This is a genomic window from Nocardioides sp., assembly GCF_035697785.1.
Classification (GTDB): Bacteria; Actinomycetota; Actinomycetes; order Propionibacteriales; family Nocardioidaceae; genus Nocardioides_B.
Window position 1 is genome coordinate 1 of record NZ_DASSCL010000094.1, and the last position, 13,964, is coordinate 13,964.

Consider the following 13,964-nt stretch of genomic DNA (forward strand, 5'->3'; position numbering starts at 1 on the left):
GTCGCCGTCGGGCTGCAGGTTGTCGGCGTAGGCCGCCGCTCCACCGGTCAGGGTCAGCAGCGAGACTGTCGCGGCGATCGCGACGGCTCGCCGCCGGCCGGTGACGAACCAGCGCCCAATCGGGTCGGTGTGTCGAAGATCGCGCACGGCGTACCCCCAAAGTGTGGTGTGTGGCCCCACCCGAGATCCCGACTCCACCATTGCGTGGCCAGGCGGGGGATCACATCGCGCACCTGGGCGGTTTTACCTGTTCATCCGGACTAGGGCCATCTGGTCGCCTTTGTCACATTGGCCCGGAACGGCTGCCTGCTCGGCCTACCTCTCAGTGGACGCCGTACCTCGGGGAGGGAGACTCGGTGGTGGGTTCGCTCATGGCCGGTCCTTCCGGGGCAGGGTGCGGGGTCAGATGGTGATGCGACCGGTCCACAGGCCGACGGCGCCGACGATCCCGCCGACCACGATGACGGCGCACAGCACGATCTCGGTCGGGGTGAAGATGCGTCGGCCCTGCTCGCTGCGTGCCTTGACGTACAACAGCGTCGCGGGAGCGAGGATCACGGTCGCGAGCAGAAGGAACTTCAGTCCCGCGGCCTCGAAGAGGAACAGCGTGTAGCCGGTCGCGATCCCAGCCACGATGGACTGGGTGCGTCGGGTGCGCATCGGTATGCCCTCGTAGGTCTCGCCGGTCAGCCCGAGCTTGAGGGCGTAGGCCGCGGCCAGGAAGTACGGGATCAGCGCCAGCGAGGCGCACAGGTCGAGCATGAAGTTCAGCGCGTCGGTGAGCACCAGCGTGGCAGCCAGGAGGCCTTGAACCGCCAGGGAGCTGACGACGAGGGCGGTGATCGGGGTGCCGTTGTCGTTCTCGTGGCCGAGGAAGGCGGGGAGGTCCTCGTTGCGGGCCGGCATGTACATCACCTCGGCCGCCATCAACGTCCATGCCAGGTAGGCGCCGAGCACCGAGACGATGACCGCGGCGCTGATGAAGATCTCGCCCCAGTCACCGACCACGGACTCGAACACCCCGATCATCGACGGTTGCCGGGTCGCCGCGAGCTCTGGTTGCGGCACCACCGAGTAGCTGGACAGGGTGACCAGCGAGAAGATCGACAGCACGCCCAGGAAGCCCATCACGGTCGCCTTGCCGACGTCCTCGCGCTTCTTGGCGTAGCGGGAGTAGACGCTGGCGCCCTCGATGCCGAGGAACACGAACACCGTGATCAGCATCGTGTTGCGGACCTGCTCGTTGAGGTCGCCGAGTTCGCCGTAGCCGTAGGCGGTCCAGTTGTCGGCGAACACCCCGGCGTCGAACGCGAAGAACAGCACCACGATGAAGACCAGGATCGGCAGCACCTTGAACACCGTGACGATCCGGTTGATGATCGCGGCGTCCCGGACTCCTCGCGCGATCAGGTAGTGGAACAACCACACCCCGGCCGAGCCCAGGGCGGCGGCCAGGACGGTGTCGCCGTCGCCGAAACCGTCGAAGAACGCGCCCAGGGTGGCGGTGATGAACACCCAGTAGAAGGTGTTGCCGGCCACCGCACTCGCCCAGAACCCGATCGCGGAGTTGAAGCCGGCGTAGTCGCCGAACCCGGCCTTGGCGTAGATGAACACACCGGAGTCGAGGTCCGGTCGGCGGATCGCCAGGTTCTGGAACACGAACGCCAGCATCAGCATGCCGGCGCCCGCGATCGCCCACGCGATCAGGGAGCCGAGGATGCCGGTGGCGACGCCGAACCTGGCGGGCAGCGAGAACACCCCGGCGCCGACCATGCTGCCGACCACCATCGCGGTCAGCGTCGGCAGACTCATCCGCGCTGCGACGCCTGGGCTGGTGCCGGTCGCGGTCTCGGACGCGCTCATGCGCTCTCCTCCATCTGATGGGGGTCGGGAGGTCCGACCTTCTCGATTCGGAACCCGGTGACGCCGTAGAGCACGCTGAGCGCTGGGCTCGCGTAGCAGAACACGGCGTACGGGAGATAGAGCAGGGTGGAGACGCCCAGGGTGGCGGCCATGAAAGCGCCGCAGGAGTTCCACGGCACCAGCGGTGAGGTGACGGTGGCGCTGTCGGCGGCGAGCCGGGACAGGTTCGTGGCCGCGAGTCCTCGGCGGTCGAACTCCGCCCGGAAGATCCGGCTCGGCAGCACCAGCGCGATGTACTGGTCACCGGCGACCAGGTTGAGCCCGAAGCCGCACGCGAACACCGTCGCGAACAACCGGCCGGTCGACCGGGCGGCCCGGATCATCGGCTGCACCAGTCGATCGATCAGTCCGAACTCCTCCAGCAGTGCCCCGAAGGTGACCGCACCGAGGATCAGCCAGATGGTGAGCAGCATGCTGTCCATGCCGCCGCGCGAGAGCAGGCGGTCGACGTCGGGGATGCCGGTGTCGATCGAGAATCCGTTCGCCATCGCCAACCAGACCGCCTTGACCGTCTCCACGACGACGTTCCCGGTGCCGGCGACGAAGTCGGCGTACACGTCGGGCTGGAGGAACGCGCCGAGGACGCCCGCGAACAGCGTGGACGCCAGGAGGGCCAGTGAGGCCGGCACCTTGCGGATCGACAGGTACCCCAGGAGCACCAGCGGCAGCAGCGCGAGCGGCGTGATGTTGAAGACCTGGTTGAGCTTGTCGAGGTCGGAGGTGGTCTCGGCCTGACCGACGGTGTCCGGTCCGGTGATCCCCAGGACGGTGAACACGACGACCGCGATGAGGAACGCCGGCACCGATGTCCAGACCTGGCGTTTGATGTGCTCGTGCACGTCGACGCCGACGATCTGTGCGGTCAGGATGGTCGTCTCCGACAGCGGTGAGGTCTTGTCGCCGAGGTAAGCGCCGGAGATCACCGCGCCCGCGGTGATGGCCCCGGACACCCCGATCAAGCCGGCAATGCCGACCAGTCCGACACCGATGGTGGCAGCGGTGGTCCACGAGCTGCCGATGCTCAAGGCCACCACGCCGCAGATGACCGCCGTCGCGGCGTAGTACCAGCCGGGCGAGAGGACCTGGATGCCGTAGTAGACCAGCGTCGGGATGGTGCCGCTGAGGTTCCACACGCCGATCAGCGCCCCGACCGCCAGCAGGATGAAGATCGCGCTGGTGACAGAAGCGAGGGCACTGCGACCGGCTGCCTGGACCGCGGTGAACTCGTGCCCGTTCTTCATCGCGATCAGGGCGGCCACCGCGCAACACAGCAGCAGTGCGACCTGGATAGGCCCGTCGAGCGCGTCCAGGCCGAACAGGGCGAGACCGCCCGCGATCAGGGTCGCGAGGACACCGAGCGGGACGAGTGCGTCCGCGATGGATGGCTCCCGGAGACCTGTGGTGCGGTCTTGCGACAAAGACTCCTCCTGTCGTCGACCCCCCACCCGGGAGGTGAGCGGTCCCGAACCTGCTACTCCGGTGCGCTCGCCTGACGGGTGGTCTCGTCGTGGACGGGGCGGCGCGCATCCCTCGCAGGGATCGACCCGCGGGTTGGTCGGGCCACGACCACCACGTTCGAGCGGTAGCGCGCCCCGTCCCACGCCTGGGCTTCCGGGGCGTGTCGGCGTCGCCTCGGTGCCGGTCCGCCCGCCCCGTCGACGGGAGCGACCACTGATGACGACAGCTCGGCGGGCGGGTGCTGCCGGGGGAGTCCTAGGCGTTCGCTGTGCTTGGCACGGGAAGCTCCGCCTGCTCCGCATCGCATCTTGGCGCCCTCCCAAGCGTCGTCACGATGATCCCGGGCTTCGCAGGGGCAGCTGGCGTGGTCGCCGACCCATGGAACCGGCGAGCGTCAGGTACCCCGCCACTGATCGGGGGACCTCTTCAGTTGGGACCCAACACGGTTGGGCCCTGAAAACAATTGATCGTGGCAGACCGTTCAGCACACCCGCAAGACAAGGTTCGGTGTCACGGACCTCGTCGTTTCCCATCTGCACAGCGGGTTTCCGGGTTGCTCAGTCATGACCTGGACGCACACCGCGAGAAACGGCCACGCACACGACATGCGTGCTGACTTCGGTCGATCCAGGGTTGTGCCGGCTACTCGTGGGTAGCATAATGGAAGTTACTGATGAGTAGCACCGGGCGGCCGCCGCCCGGACGCACCCGCGGACCCCGGTCCCCGAGATTGGCGAAGGTGGAGCTGTGAGCCACTACAAGAGCAACATCCGAGACATCGAGTTCAACCTCTTCGAGGTGCTCGGTCGCGACCAGGTGCTCGGCACCGGCCCGTTCGAGGACGTCGACACCGACACCGCGAAGTCGATCCTCGCCGAGGTGGACAGGCTCGCCCGCGAGGACCTCGCCGCGTCGTACGAGGACAGCGACCGCAACCCGCCGGTCTTCGACCCGACAACGTGCTCGGCACCGGTCCCGGCGGCGTTCCAGAAGAGCTACCAGGCCTGGATGGACGCGGAGTACTGGCGCCTCGCGCTGCCCGCCGAGCTCGGCGGGCAGCCCGCCCCGTCGTCCCTCAACTGGGCGATCGGCGAGCTCGTGCTCGGGGCGAACGCACCGGTGTGGATGTACGCCTGCGGTCCCAGCTTCGCCTCGATCGTGCACGACAACGGCATCGAGCGCGACAAGCGGATCGCCCGGCACATCGTCGACCGGCGCTGGGGCGCCACGATGGTGCTCACCGAACCCGACGCCGGCTCCGATGTGGGTGCCGGTCGCACGAAGGCAACCCTGCAGGACGACGGCTCCTGGCACATCGAGGGCGTGAAGCGGTTCATCACCTCCGGTGAGCACGACATGGCCGAGAACATCGTCCACCTCGTGCTTGCCCGCCCCGTCGGCCCGGAGCTGCCGGAGGGCGTCGGCGGTCCGGGCACCAAGGGACTGTCCCTGTTCATCGTGCCGAAGCACCACTTCGACCACGAGACCGGCGAACTGACCGGCGAGCGCAACGGCGCCTACGTCACCAACGTCGAGCACAAGATGGGCATCAAGGTGTCCAACACGTGCGAGGTCACGTTCGGCGACTCTGCAGTCGGCGGCGGCGAGCCCGCCAAGGGCTGGCTGCTCGGCGAGGTGCACGACGGCATCGCGCAGATGTTCCAGGTCATCGAGAACGCCCGGATGATGGTCGGCACCAAGGCCATCGCCACGCTGTCGACCGGCTACCTCAACGCGCTCGAGTACGCCAAGGAGCGCGTCCAGGGGGCCGACCTCAAGCAGGCCTCCGACAAGACCGCCCCGCGGGTCACGATCACCCACCACCCCGACGTACGCCGCTCGCTGATGACGCAGAAGTCGTACGCCGAGGCGATGCGCGCGCTCGTGCTCTACACCGCGTCCTGGCAGGACCGGGTGCAGCTCGCGGAGTTCAACGGGGAGAAGGACGAGCTCGCCGAGCGCGTCAACGACCTGCTGCTCCCGATCGTCAAGGGCTACGGCTCGGAGCGCTCCTGGGTGCTGCTCGGCACCGAGTCCCTGCAGACGTTCGGCGGCTCCGGCTTCCTGCAGGAGTACCCGATCGAGCAGTACGTCCGCGACGCGAAGATCGACACCCTCTACGAGGGCACCACCGCGATCCAGGGCCAGGACCTGTTCTTCCGCAAGATCGTGAAGGACCAGGCCAAGGCGCTGGGCTACGTCGCCGGCGAGGTCGAGGCGTTCATCAAGAGCGAAGCAGGCAACGGCCGGCTGAAGGTCGAGCGCGCGCTGCTCGCGCAGGGCCTCGAGGACGGCCAGGCCCTCGTCGGCACGCTGATCGAGCAGCTCATGTCGGCCGACCCGAGCGCCGAGGGTGGCGACCTCGACAACATCTACAAGGTGGGGCTCAACACCTCGCGCCTGCTGATGGTGCTGGGCGACATCGTCTGCTCGTGGCTGCTGCTCCGCCAGGCGGAGGTGGCGCTGGTCAAGCTCGGCGATGTGACCGGGTTGTCGAAGAAGGACAAGTCGTTCTACGAGGGCAAGGTCGCGGCGGCGCAGTTCTTCGCGCGCAACGTGCTGCCGAAGATCGGCGCCGAGCGGGCCATCGCCGAGTCGACCGACCTGTCGCTGATGGAGCTCGACGAGAGCGCGTTCTGACCGCAGCGACCGTACCGACGCACGAAGGGCCGCCCCGGAGACGGGGCGGCCCTTCGTCATGTCTGGTGACCGGTGGTCCGGCCGGACAACTGTCAGAGAAGGAAGATCAGCAAGATGATGACTGCGATCACGAGCGCCGCGATGGCGATGGTCCGTGTGTTCACTGAGCCTCCTCCCAACCTCGAGGGTCATGAAAGCCCGGCCGTTGTGACCGGGCGCCTCCCAGTGTTACCCAACTTCGCCACACCTACACGCCACCGCTGATTGACCGCGCGTCGTTCGGGGTATTCCTTGGACGGGAGGGCATGTTCGCTGTGCCAACGAGGCGGCTCCGGTCGCCCCAAACCGCAAGGAGACACCATGGGTATCGGACTGGGCGTCGTGCTGCTGGTCATCGGGCTCATCTTGGTCATGGGCGTGGTCCAGATCGACATCGGGTTCATCGACGACGCGGGACTGGGCTGGATCCTCGTGATCGTGGGCGCACTGGCCATCGTGCTCGCGCTCGTGATGAACAAGCAGCGGTCGCAGACCAAGCACGTGGAGGAGCGCCGCTACGACGGTCCGCCGCGCTGACCGGACGGGTCACCGGCGAGGTCAGACTGCACTACACACGAGGGCCGCCCCACCATGTCTGGTGGGGCGGCCCTCGTGTGTTGTTCGTTGGGCGGCGGGGTCAGCCGCGCCGGGCGCCGTTGCCGGTGCCGCGCTTCTTGTCAGCCGACCAGCGCGCCTTCTTGCCGTCCGGGCGGGTGGCGCCGGGGCGGGTACGGCGCTCCGCAGGCTTGCCGCTCTCCGGGCGCTCGTCGCGGGTCGCTCGCGCCGGGCGGTCCTCCCAGGTGCGTGCGGGCCGGTCGTCGCGGTCGCGGCGGGGACGGCGCTCGGAGTACGTCGGACGCTGGCCGCGGTAGCCGCCCTGCGACCGGCCCTGTGACCGGCCGCCAGGCCGGCCGTTGCGCGGACCGGAGCCGCCGGACGCGCGGACGGCGGGAGCCTCGGTGCCCGACTCGGCCAGCGTCTCGGAGGTCATCGGGCGCGGGGTGGTGCGGATGTCGTGGTGCCGCGACTGCACACCGGCCCGCGACTGCAGCCGGGCCACCTCGTCGAGCTGACGCGGCGTGGTGATGGTGACGACCGTGCCGGACTCGCCGGCGCGCGCCGTACGACCAGAGCGGTGCAGGTACGCCTTGGCGTCGTTCGGCGCGTCGAAGTGCACGACGAGGTCGACGTTGTCCACGTGGATCCCGCGCGCCGCGACGTCGGTGGCGACGACGGCGCGGGCCTTCCCGGAGGAGAACTTGTGCAGGTTGCGCTCGCGCACCCGCTGCGACAGGTTGCCGTGCAGGTCGACGGCCTCGATGTCCCGCTCGCCGAGCGCATCGCGCAGCTCGGTCGCGCCCTCACGGGTGCGCGTGAAGATGATCGAGCGGGCGTTGGCCTCGACCAGCGCGGTGACCGCGTCGACCTTGTCGCGGAAGCCGCCGACGACCATCACGTGGTGGTCCATCGTGGTGACCGCGCCGGCGTTGGGGTCGAGCTCGTGCAGCTGCGGGTCCCGCAGGTGGGTGCGGACCAGCCTGTCGACGTCACCGTCGAGCGTCGCCGAGAGCAGCATCCGCTGGCTGCCGGCCGGCGTCTGCTGCAGGAGTGCGTCGACGGCCGGGTAGAAGCCGAGGTCGCACAGGTGGTCGGCCTCGTCGAGGACGGTGACCTCGATGTCGTCGGTCAGGCACTGGCCGCGGTCCATCAGGTCCTGCAGCCGACCGGGCGTGGCGACCACGATGTCGGCGCCGGCGCGCAGCTGCTTGATCTGACGGTCGTACGACGTGCCGCCGTAGACCGTGGCCAGCTTGAGCCGGGCGGCGAACGCCAGCGGCTCCAGCGAGCGGCGCACCTGGGTGGCGAGCTCACGGGTCGGCACGATGATCAGCGCGCGCGGGTGCTTGGGCTTGCTGCGCGTGCCACTGAGCCGCTTGAGGATCGGCAGGCCGAAGGCGAGCGTCTTGCCCGAGCCGGTCTTGGCGCGGCCGAGCACGTCGTTGCCGGCCAGGGCGTCGGGGATGACCGCCGCCTGGACAGGGGTCGGATGCGTGATCTTCATGCCGGCGAGGGCCTCGACGACCTTCTCCGGAAGGCCGAGCTCGGCGAACGACGGGCCGGCGGGCGCAGACGCGGGGGTCGTGGGCAGGGTGGACGGGGCGTCGGAAGACGACAAGGTGATGCTCCGGGTGTGGTGTGACGGGCGCGACCTGGCCCGGACCACGGTGTGGGCCGGCGAGCCAGCAGGACGCAATGCGTTCCTCGAGCCCGACTACTGGTCTTGCACTCACGACGAGCGCACCACACCGGGCGACAAAGAAGGCCGGGGAGCAGCAAGCCCCTCGACCTCGGCTGACACCAAGTCTACCGGGTCGAGGGGCGTGCTCCCGACCATGCGGAGGAGACCTCCGCCACGATCGTCGTACGAGCTGTCGGGTTGTGCTCGGCTACTGGGTCGTGACGCGGGCGGTGCGACCCTCGGAGCCCGAGGCCCAGCAGACGGTCGGGACGCAGACGACGGAGTGGTAGCCGGTGCCACTCCAGGTCGTCCAGGTGCGGCCGCCGTCGGTGGTGGCGTCGCTGCCGGTGGGACCGACCGCGACGAAGGTGCGCCGGGAACCGTCGACCCAGTCGGCGCCGGAGCGGTAGCCACCGAGGTCGCCGCCGGGCCGGAACCCGGACTTGTTGCGGCTCCAGCCGGAGGCGTCGACACCGTTGTCGGGCGCCTCGAAGTCACCGCCGACGACGACGCCGAGCCGGGGGTCCTTGAAGGCGATCGAGAAGACGCCGCCCGCCTCGGTCGCCGGGATCGGCGACTCCGCGACGTCCCACGTGTTGCCGGAGTCGTCGGAGTGGTAGACCCGCGAGGCGGCGCCACCCGAGGCCATGTAGGCGTGCCGGCCGGTGATGGTCAGGCAGGTTCCGCTCGCGGCGAAGTTGAACTCGCCGTCCGCCGCGGCCGGCATCCCGCCGCGTGCGACGACGTCCCACGACCTGCCGGAGTCGGTGGTGCGGATGATCCGGAACTTGCCGTTGACCGGGTCGCTGACACCGAGCCCGCGCTTGCCGCCGGCGTAGAAGTCGATGCAGTTGAAGAAGGCGTTCTCGTTGGTGTTCTGGAACGTCTTGGTCCAGCTGCGGCCGCCGTCGGTGGTGCGGTAGATCCGGGACTTCTTGCCGGGTCCGATGGCGAGCACGGAGGCGACGCCGGCGCTGGCGGCCTCGACGTCGCGGAACGCGAGCTCGGCCCCGACGTCGGGGCTGACGTCCTGCCAGGTCGCACCGCCGTCGGTGGTCCGGTAGACGGTGCCCTTGCCGCCGTCGTCCGTGGCGTTCTCGCCGGCCACCCAGGCCGTGCTCCGGCTCACCGCGTCGAGGCCGCGGAAGCTCTGGGTCGGGTCGACCTTGTCCTTCTGCCACTTCCAGGTCGCCGGGTCGGTCACCGCCGCGGTCTGCGAGGACGCCGGGCCGGCGAGGGTGAGGGGGATGATGAGTGCGAGGCCAGCTGCCCCGAGAAGAATGCGCATGGCCTGCACCCTGCCGCCGGATCGGTGCGCTGTCCAGCATCCGGTACGACGCGACGCACGTGTCGTTTCCGGCACCCGGTGACCGCGAACCCGTCGCGTCGTATCCGTCAGGTCCGACCGGAGAGGGGCAGCACCAACCTGGTTGCGCCACCTTCCACGATCCGGACGGGCACCCCCCAGTCCTGCTGGTGCATGTGGCAGGCGGCGCCCTCGCCGGCGCCCTCGTCGCAGGAGGCGGCCCGCGCCGCGACATGGAGTACGCCGGACCCGACGGCCGCGTCCACCGTGACGGTGCGGGCCAGGTCCGTGCCGCGGCCGTCGCCGGACTTCAACAGTCCGGGTGGAGTCGCCTCCACGAGCAGCTGGGACGGCGGCCCGAACCGGTCGTCGACCTTCTGGCCCGGCGGCGGCTCGAAGGACACGACGAGCTCCACGGCGCCGGGCGCCACGTCGGTGACCGGGCGCTGCGTGGATCGCGACGCGCCCGACGCCCGCGCGCTGGAGCCGAGCGGGAGCCGCGACAGCCGGTGCGCGGCGGACTCGACGACCACGAGGTGCTCGCCCTCGACGAGCAGCCCGCTCGGCTCGGCCAGCCCGGTGGCGAGCGTGCTCACCGCGTCCGTCTCCGGGTCGTAGCGACGTACCGCCCCGTTGTAGGTGTCGGCGACCGCGACCGAGCCGTCCGGCAGCACGGCGACGCCGAGCGGGTGCTGCAACAGCGCATCGGCCGCGGGACCGTCGACGAACCCGAAGTCGAACAGCCCGCGGCCGACCACGGTCGTGATGCGCAGGTCTCGACCGCCTCGATCACCGTGGACGTAGCGCAGCGAGGAGGTCTCGGCGTCGACCAGCCACAACCGGTCGCCCTCGGCGGCGAGTCCGGATGTCTGTGCCAGCCAGGCCTCGTCGAGCGGCCCGTCGAGCAGTCCCTCGTTGGTCGTGCCGGCCGCGGCCCGGGTCTCGCCGGTGACCGGGTCGAACGTCCAGAGCTGGTGGATGCCGGCCATCGCCACCCACACCAGACCGTCGTGCCAGGCCACGTCCCAGGGGCTGCTGAGCCGGGACGTCCCGTCGCCCTGCATCCACTGCCGACCGTCACCGGCGAGCGTGCTTGTCTCGCCCGACTCCAGGGCGATCCCGCGCAGCCGGTGTCCCGCGGTCTCCGCGACCACCACGTCGTAGCCGACCCATCCGGCCACCTCGGGCGGCAGCAGGCACAACCCGTTGGGCTCCCGGAACGGACCGAACCTTCGGACCACGTCGTCACCGGTGAGCTCGACCACCTCGCCGTGGCCCGCGTCGGCGACCAGGACGTTGCCGCCGGCGAGGGCGACGGCCTTCGCCGGGAAGCGCAGATCACCGTCGGGGACCGGCGGCGCGACGTACGGCGAGTCGCCGGGCTGCAGGGTGCCCCTCTCCAAGTGCTCCGCACGGAGGTCGCCGAGCAGGGCGTCGATCGCGTGGGCGTGGCCCTCGCCGGCGTACTGCGCGACGACGTACCCCTCCGGGTCGACCAGCACCAGCGTCGGCCAGGCCCGTGCGGTGTAGGCCTGCCACGTCACCAGCTCGGGATCGTCGAGCACAGGATGGCGCACGTCGTACCGCTCCACCGCCGCGGCCAGGGCGGCCGGATCCGCCTCGTGCTCGAACTTCGGCGAGTGCACCCCGACCACGACGAGCTCGTCGGCGTACTTCTCCTCGACCTCGCGCAGCTCGTCGAGCACGTGCAGGCAGTTGATGCAGCAGAACGTCCAGAAGTCGAGGAGCACGAACCGGCCGCGCAGCTCGGCGAGCGAGAGCGGTCGGTCGGTGTTCAGCCAGCCGCGGCCACGGAGCTCAGGTGCGCGGACGCGAGGAGTGGTTGGCACGGGTCCCAGTCTGACGCCCGGCCCAAGACAGGGCTCGACGGCCCGTCCACCGGACAGCAGGATGTCCATCATGACCAGCCCCAGCGAGTCCCGTGCCGGACAGCCCGCCGAACCACAGGACCTCGTCGACGTCGCCCATCTCGTCACGGCGTACTACACCGGAGTGCCCGACCCCGAGGACGTCGACCAGCAGGTCGCCTTCGGCACCAGCGGGCACCGCGGCAGCAGCCTGCGGACGTCGTTCAACGAGCATCACATCCTCGCCACGACACAGGCGATCTGCGACTACCGCAAGGAGCAGGGGTACGACGGGCCGCTGTTCATCGGGCGCGACACGCACGGGCTGTCCGAGCCCGCGTGGGCGTCTGCGCTGGAGGTGCTCGTCGCGAACGACGTCACGGTGCTCGTCGACCAGCAGGACGGCTACACGCCGACCCCAGCGGTGTCGCACGCGATCATCCGCGCCAACGGGTCCCGACGCGACGGGGGTGGCCTCGCCGACGGGATCGTGGTGACGCCCTCGCACAACCCCCCGGCGGACGGCGGCTTCAAGTACAACCCGCCGCACGGCGGTCCAGCCGACACCGACGCGACGTCGGCCATCGCTGCCCGGGCCAACGAGCTGATCCGGGACGGCCTGTCCGGCGTACGTAGGGTGCCGTTCACGCGGGCCCGCGCCACGGTCGGCTCCTACGACTTCCTCGGCAGCTACGTCGACGACCTGCCGGGGGTGGTCGACCTCGACGCGATCCGGTCGGCCGGCGTGCGCATCGGCGCCGACCCGCTGGGCGGCGCCAGCGTCGACTACTGGGGCGCGATCGCCGAGCGGCACAAGATCGACCTCACCGTGGTGAACCCGCTGGTCGACCCCACCTGGCGGTTCATGACGCTCGACTGGGACGGCAAGATCCGGATGGACTGCTCCTCCCCCAGCGCGATGGCGTCACTGATCGGCCGGAGGAGCGAGTACGACGTCGCGACCGGCAACGATGCGGATGCCGACCGGCACGGCATCGTCACCCCCGACGCCGGGCTGATGAACCCCAACCACTTCCTGGCCGTGGCGATCGGCTACCTGTTCGGCGGCGCCCGGCCCGACTGGCCCGAGGGCGCGCGGATCGGCAAGACCCTCGTGTCATCGTCGATGATCGACCGGGTCGCGGAGCAGGTCGGACGGCCGATGAGCGAGGTGCCGGTCGGCTTCAAGTGGTTCGTACCCGGGCTGATCGACGGGTCGTTCGGGTTCGGTGGCGAGGAGTCGGCCGGCGCGTCGTTCCTGCGCCGCGACGGCTCCACGTGGACCACCGACAAGGACGGCATCATCCTGGCGCTGCTCGCCTCGGAGATCCTCGCCACGACCGGCGCGTCCCCGAGCAGGCACTACGCCGACCTCGTCGCCCGGCACGGCGACCCGGCGTACGCACGCATCGACGCACCGGCCGACCGCGCGCAGAAGGCGAAGCTGGCGGCGCTGTCGCCGGACGACGTGTCCGCGAGCGAGCTCGCCGGCGAGCCGATCACCGCCAAGCTGACCGAGGCGCCCGGCAACGGCGCGAAGATCGGTGGGCTCAAGGTGGTGACGGAGTCGGCGTGGTTCGCCGCCCGCCCTTCGGGCACCGAGGACGTCTACAAGATCTACGCCGAGTCGTTCCAGGGTCCTGAGCACCTGGTCCGCGTGCAGTCGGAGGCGCGCGACGTGGTGGGAGCCGCGCTCAGCTAGAGCCGGCCACCGACGCCGTAGTCGCTGCGGTCACCGCTGCGACGGTGGCGGCGGCGATGGCGTCGACCGCTTTGCGCACCGCCGCCGATCCCCAGTCGCCCTCGGCGATCTCCTTGGCGCGTCGGTCGAGGTCGCGCTTGGAGACGCCGTGGTCCTTGGGCCGCACGACCTTGTGCACCGACCGCAGCGCGTGCAGCAGGGACACCAGCGCCGCGACCCGCTCCGGGGGCTGCAGCCCCATCAGCAGCGCCTGCTCGAGCCCAGCCCGCAGCTGCCGCTCGTGTGCCGCGTCCGACGCCGGCCACCTCCGGGTCGGGAAGAGGCCGAGCACCTTGCCGCGCTCGGACCGCAGCACGCCCTGCTCGGCGAGGCGGAGGTAGAGGCGGTCGCGAAGCTTCTTGCCGAGTGGACCCACGACCGCGTCCGGCTTCTTCCCCTCCTTGGCCGCGACAAGGTCGAGAGCCTCGTCGAGGATCGGGTCGGCCAGGCGCGTGCGGTCACGGACGACGAGGCGGCCCGTGCGGCCCTCGCCCTCGCCGGTCAGGTCGACCCGGCCCTCGATCGTGAGCTCGATGAGCCGGGCGCCGCCCAGGGCGACGTCCGCCGCCGAGCCCTCCACGAGCAGTCTGCCGGTGTCGTCGTCGGTCAGCAGGAGCAGCAGGTCCTCGGCGAGCAGCATGTGTCGAGCCTAGGGTCTCGACGGGCTCGACGACTGGGGGTGGCCGTTGGTCGCAGCCGCACGTCCGCTGGTCGGTCGGTGCCGCCCGGGGGTGGCGCATCCGCCGGGAT

At 70.2% G+C, this 13,964-nt stretch carries 9 protein-coding genes; 3 read left to right on the forward strand and 6 right to left on the reverse strand.

Going from position 1 to position 13,964, the window contains the following annotated elements:
• Positions 1–402: 402 nt before the first annotated feature.
• The gene (locus VFH10_RS09140) at positions 403–1,863 is read right to left on the reverse strand and encodes a basic amino acid/polyamine antiporter (RefSeq protein ID WP_325127808.1); all 1,461 of its coding nucleotides are present in this window, start codon (positions 1,861–1,863) and stop codon (positions 403–405) included.
• A complete protein-coding gene (gene nhaC, locus VFH10_RS09145; protein ID WP_325127809.1) occupies positions 1,860–3,341 on the reverse strand; it encodes a Na+/H+ antiporter NhaC in 1,482 nt (493 codons plus the stop codon). Before nhaC ends, VFH10_RS09140 begins: the two co-directional genes overlap by 4 nt.
• A 787-nt stretch (positions 3,342–4,128) precedes the next feature.
• Between nhaC and VFH10_RS09150 the strand changes: the two genes are divergently transcribed.
• Both VFH10_RS09150 and VFH10_RS09155 read left to right on the forward strand, forming a co-directional pair.
• Positions 4,129–6,021: an acyl-CoA dehydrogenase gene (locus VFH10_RS09150; protein ID WP_325127810.1), complete on the forward strand. Its 1,893-nt coding sequence runs from the start codon at positions 4,129–4,131 to the stop codon at positions 6,019–6,021.
• Positions 6,022–6,381: 360 nt separating this feature from the next.
• Entirely contained in the window at positions 6,382–6,597 is a 216-nt protein-coding gene (locus VFH10_RS09155; RefSeq protein WP_325127811.1) for a DUF6458 family protein, read from the forward strand.
• 100 nt (positions 6,598–6,697) lie between these two features.
• Here VFH10_RS09155 and VFH10_RS09160 read toward each other — a convergent pair whose 3' ends face one another.
• From VFH10_RS09160 to VFH10_RS09170, 3 genes are all read right to left on the reverse strand, one after another.
• Complete coding sequence (locus VFH10_RS09160; RefSeq protein ID WP_325127812.1) at positions 6,698–8,236, reverse strand: DEAD/DEAH box helicase; 1,539 nt, start codon at positions 8,234–8,236, stop codon at positions 6,698–6,700.
• A gap of 271 nt (positions 8,237–8,507) precedes the next feature.
• Complete coding sequence (locus VFH10_RS09165; RefSeq protein WP_325127813.1) at positions 8,508–9,587, reverse strand: oxidoreductase; 1,080 nt, start codon at positions 9,585–9,587, stop codon at positions 8,508–8,510.
• A 107-nt stretch (positions 9,588–9,694) separates the two neighbouring features.
• Positions 9,695–11,455, reverse strand: coding sequence for an NHL domain-containing thioredoxin family protein (locus VFH10_RS09170; protein ID WP_325127814.1), 1,761 nt, complete (start codon positions 11,453–11,455; stop codon positions 9,695–9,697).
• 70 nt (positions 11,456–11,525) lie between these two features.
• On the opposite strand from VFH10_RS09170, the gene pgm reads away from it, so the two are divergent.
• Entirely contained in the window at positions 11,526–13,175 is a 1,650-nt protein-coding gene (gene pgm / locus VFH10_RS09175) for a phosphoglucomutase (alpha-D-glucose-1,6-bisphosphate-dependent) (RefSeq protein WP_325127815.1), read from the forward strand.
• On the opposite strand, the gene VFH10_RS09180 is transcribed toward pgm, so the two are convergent.
• Positions 13,168–13,854, reverse strand: coding sequence for a GOLPH3/VPS74 family protein (locus VFH10_RS09180; protein WP_325127816.1), 687 nt, complete (start codon positions 13,852–13,854; stop codon positions 13,168–13,170). The genes pgm and VFH10_RS09180 overlap by 8 nt on opposite strands.
• Positions 13,855–13,964 lie beyond the last annotated feature (110 nt).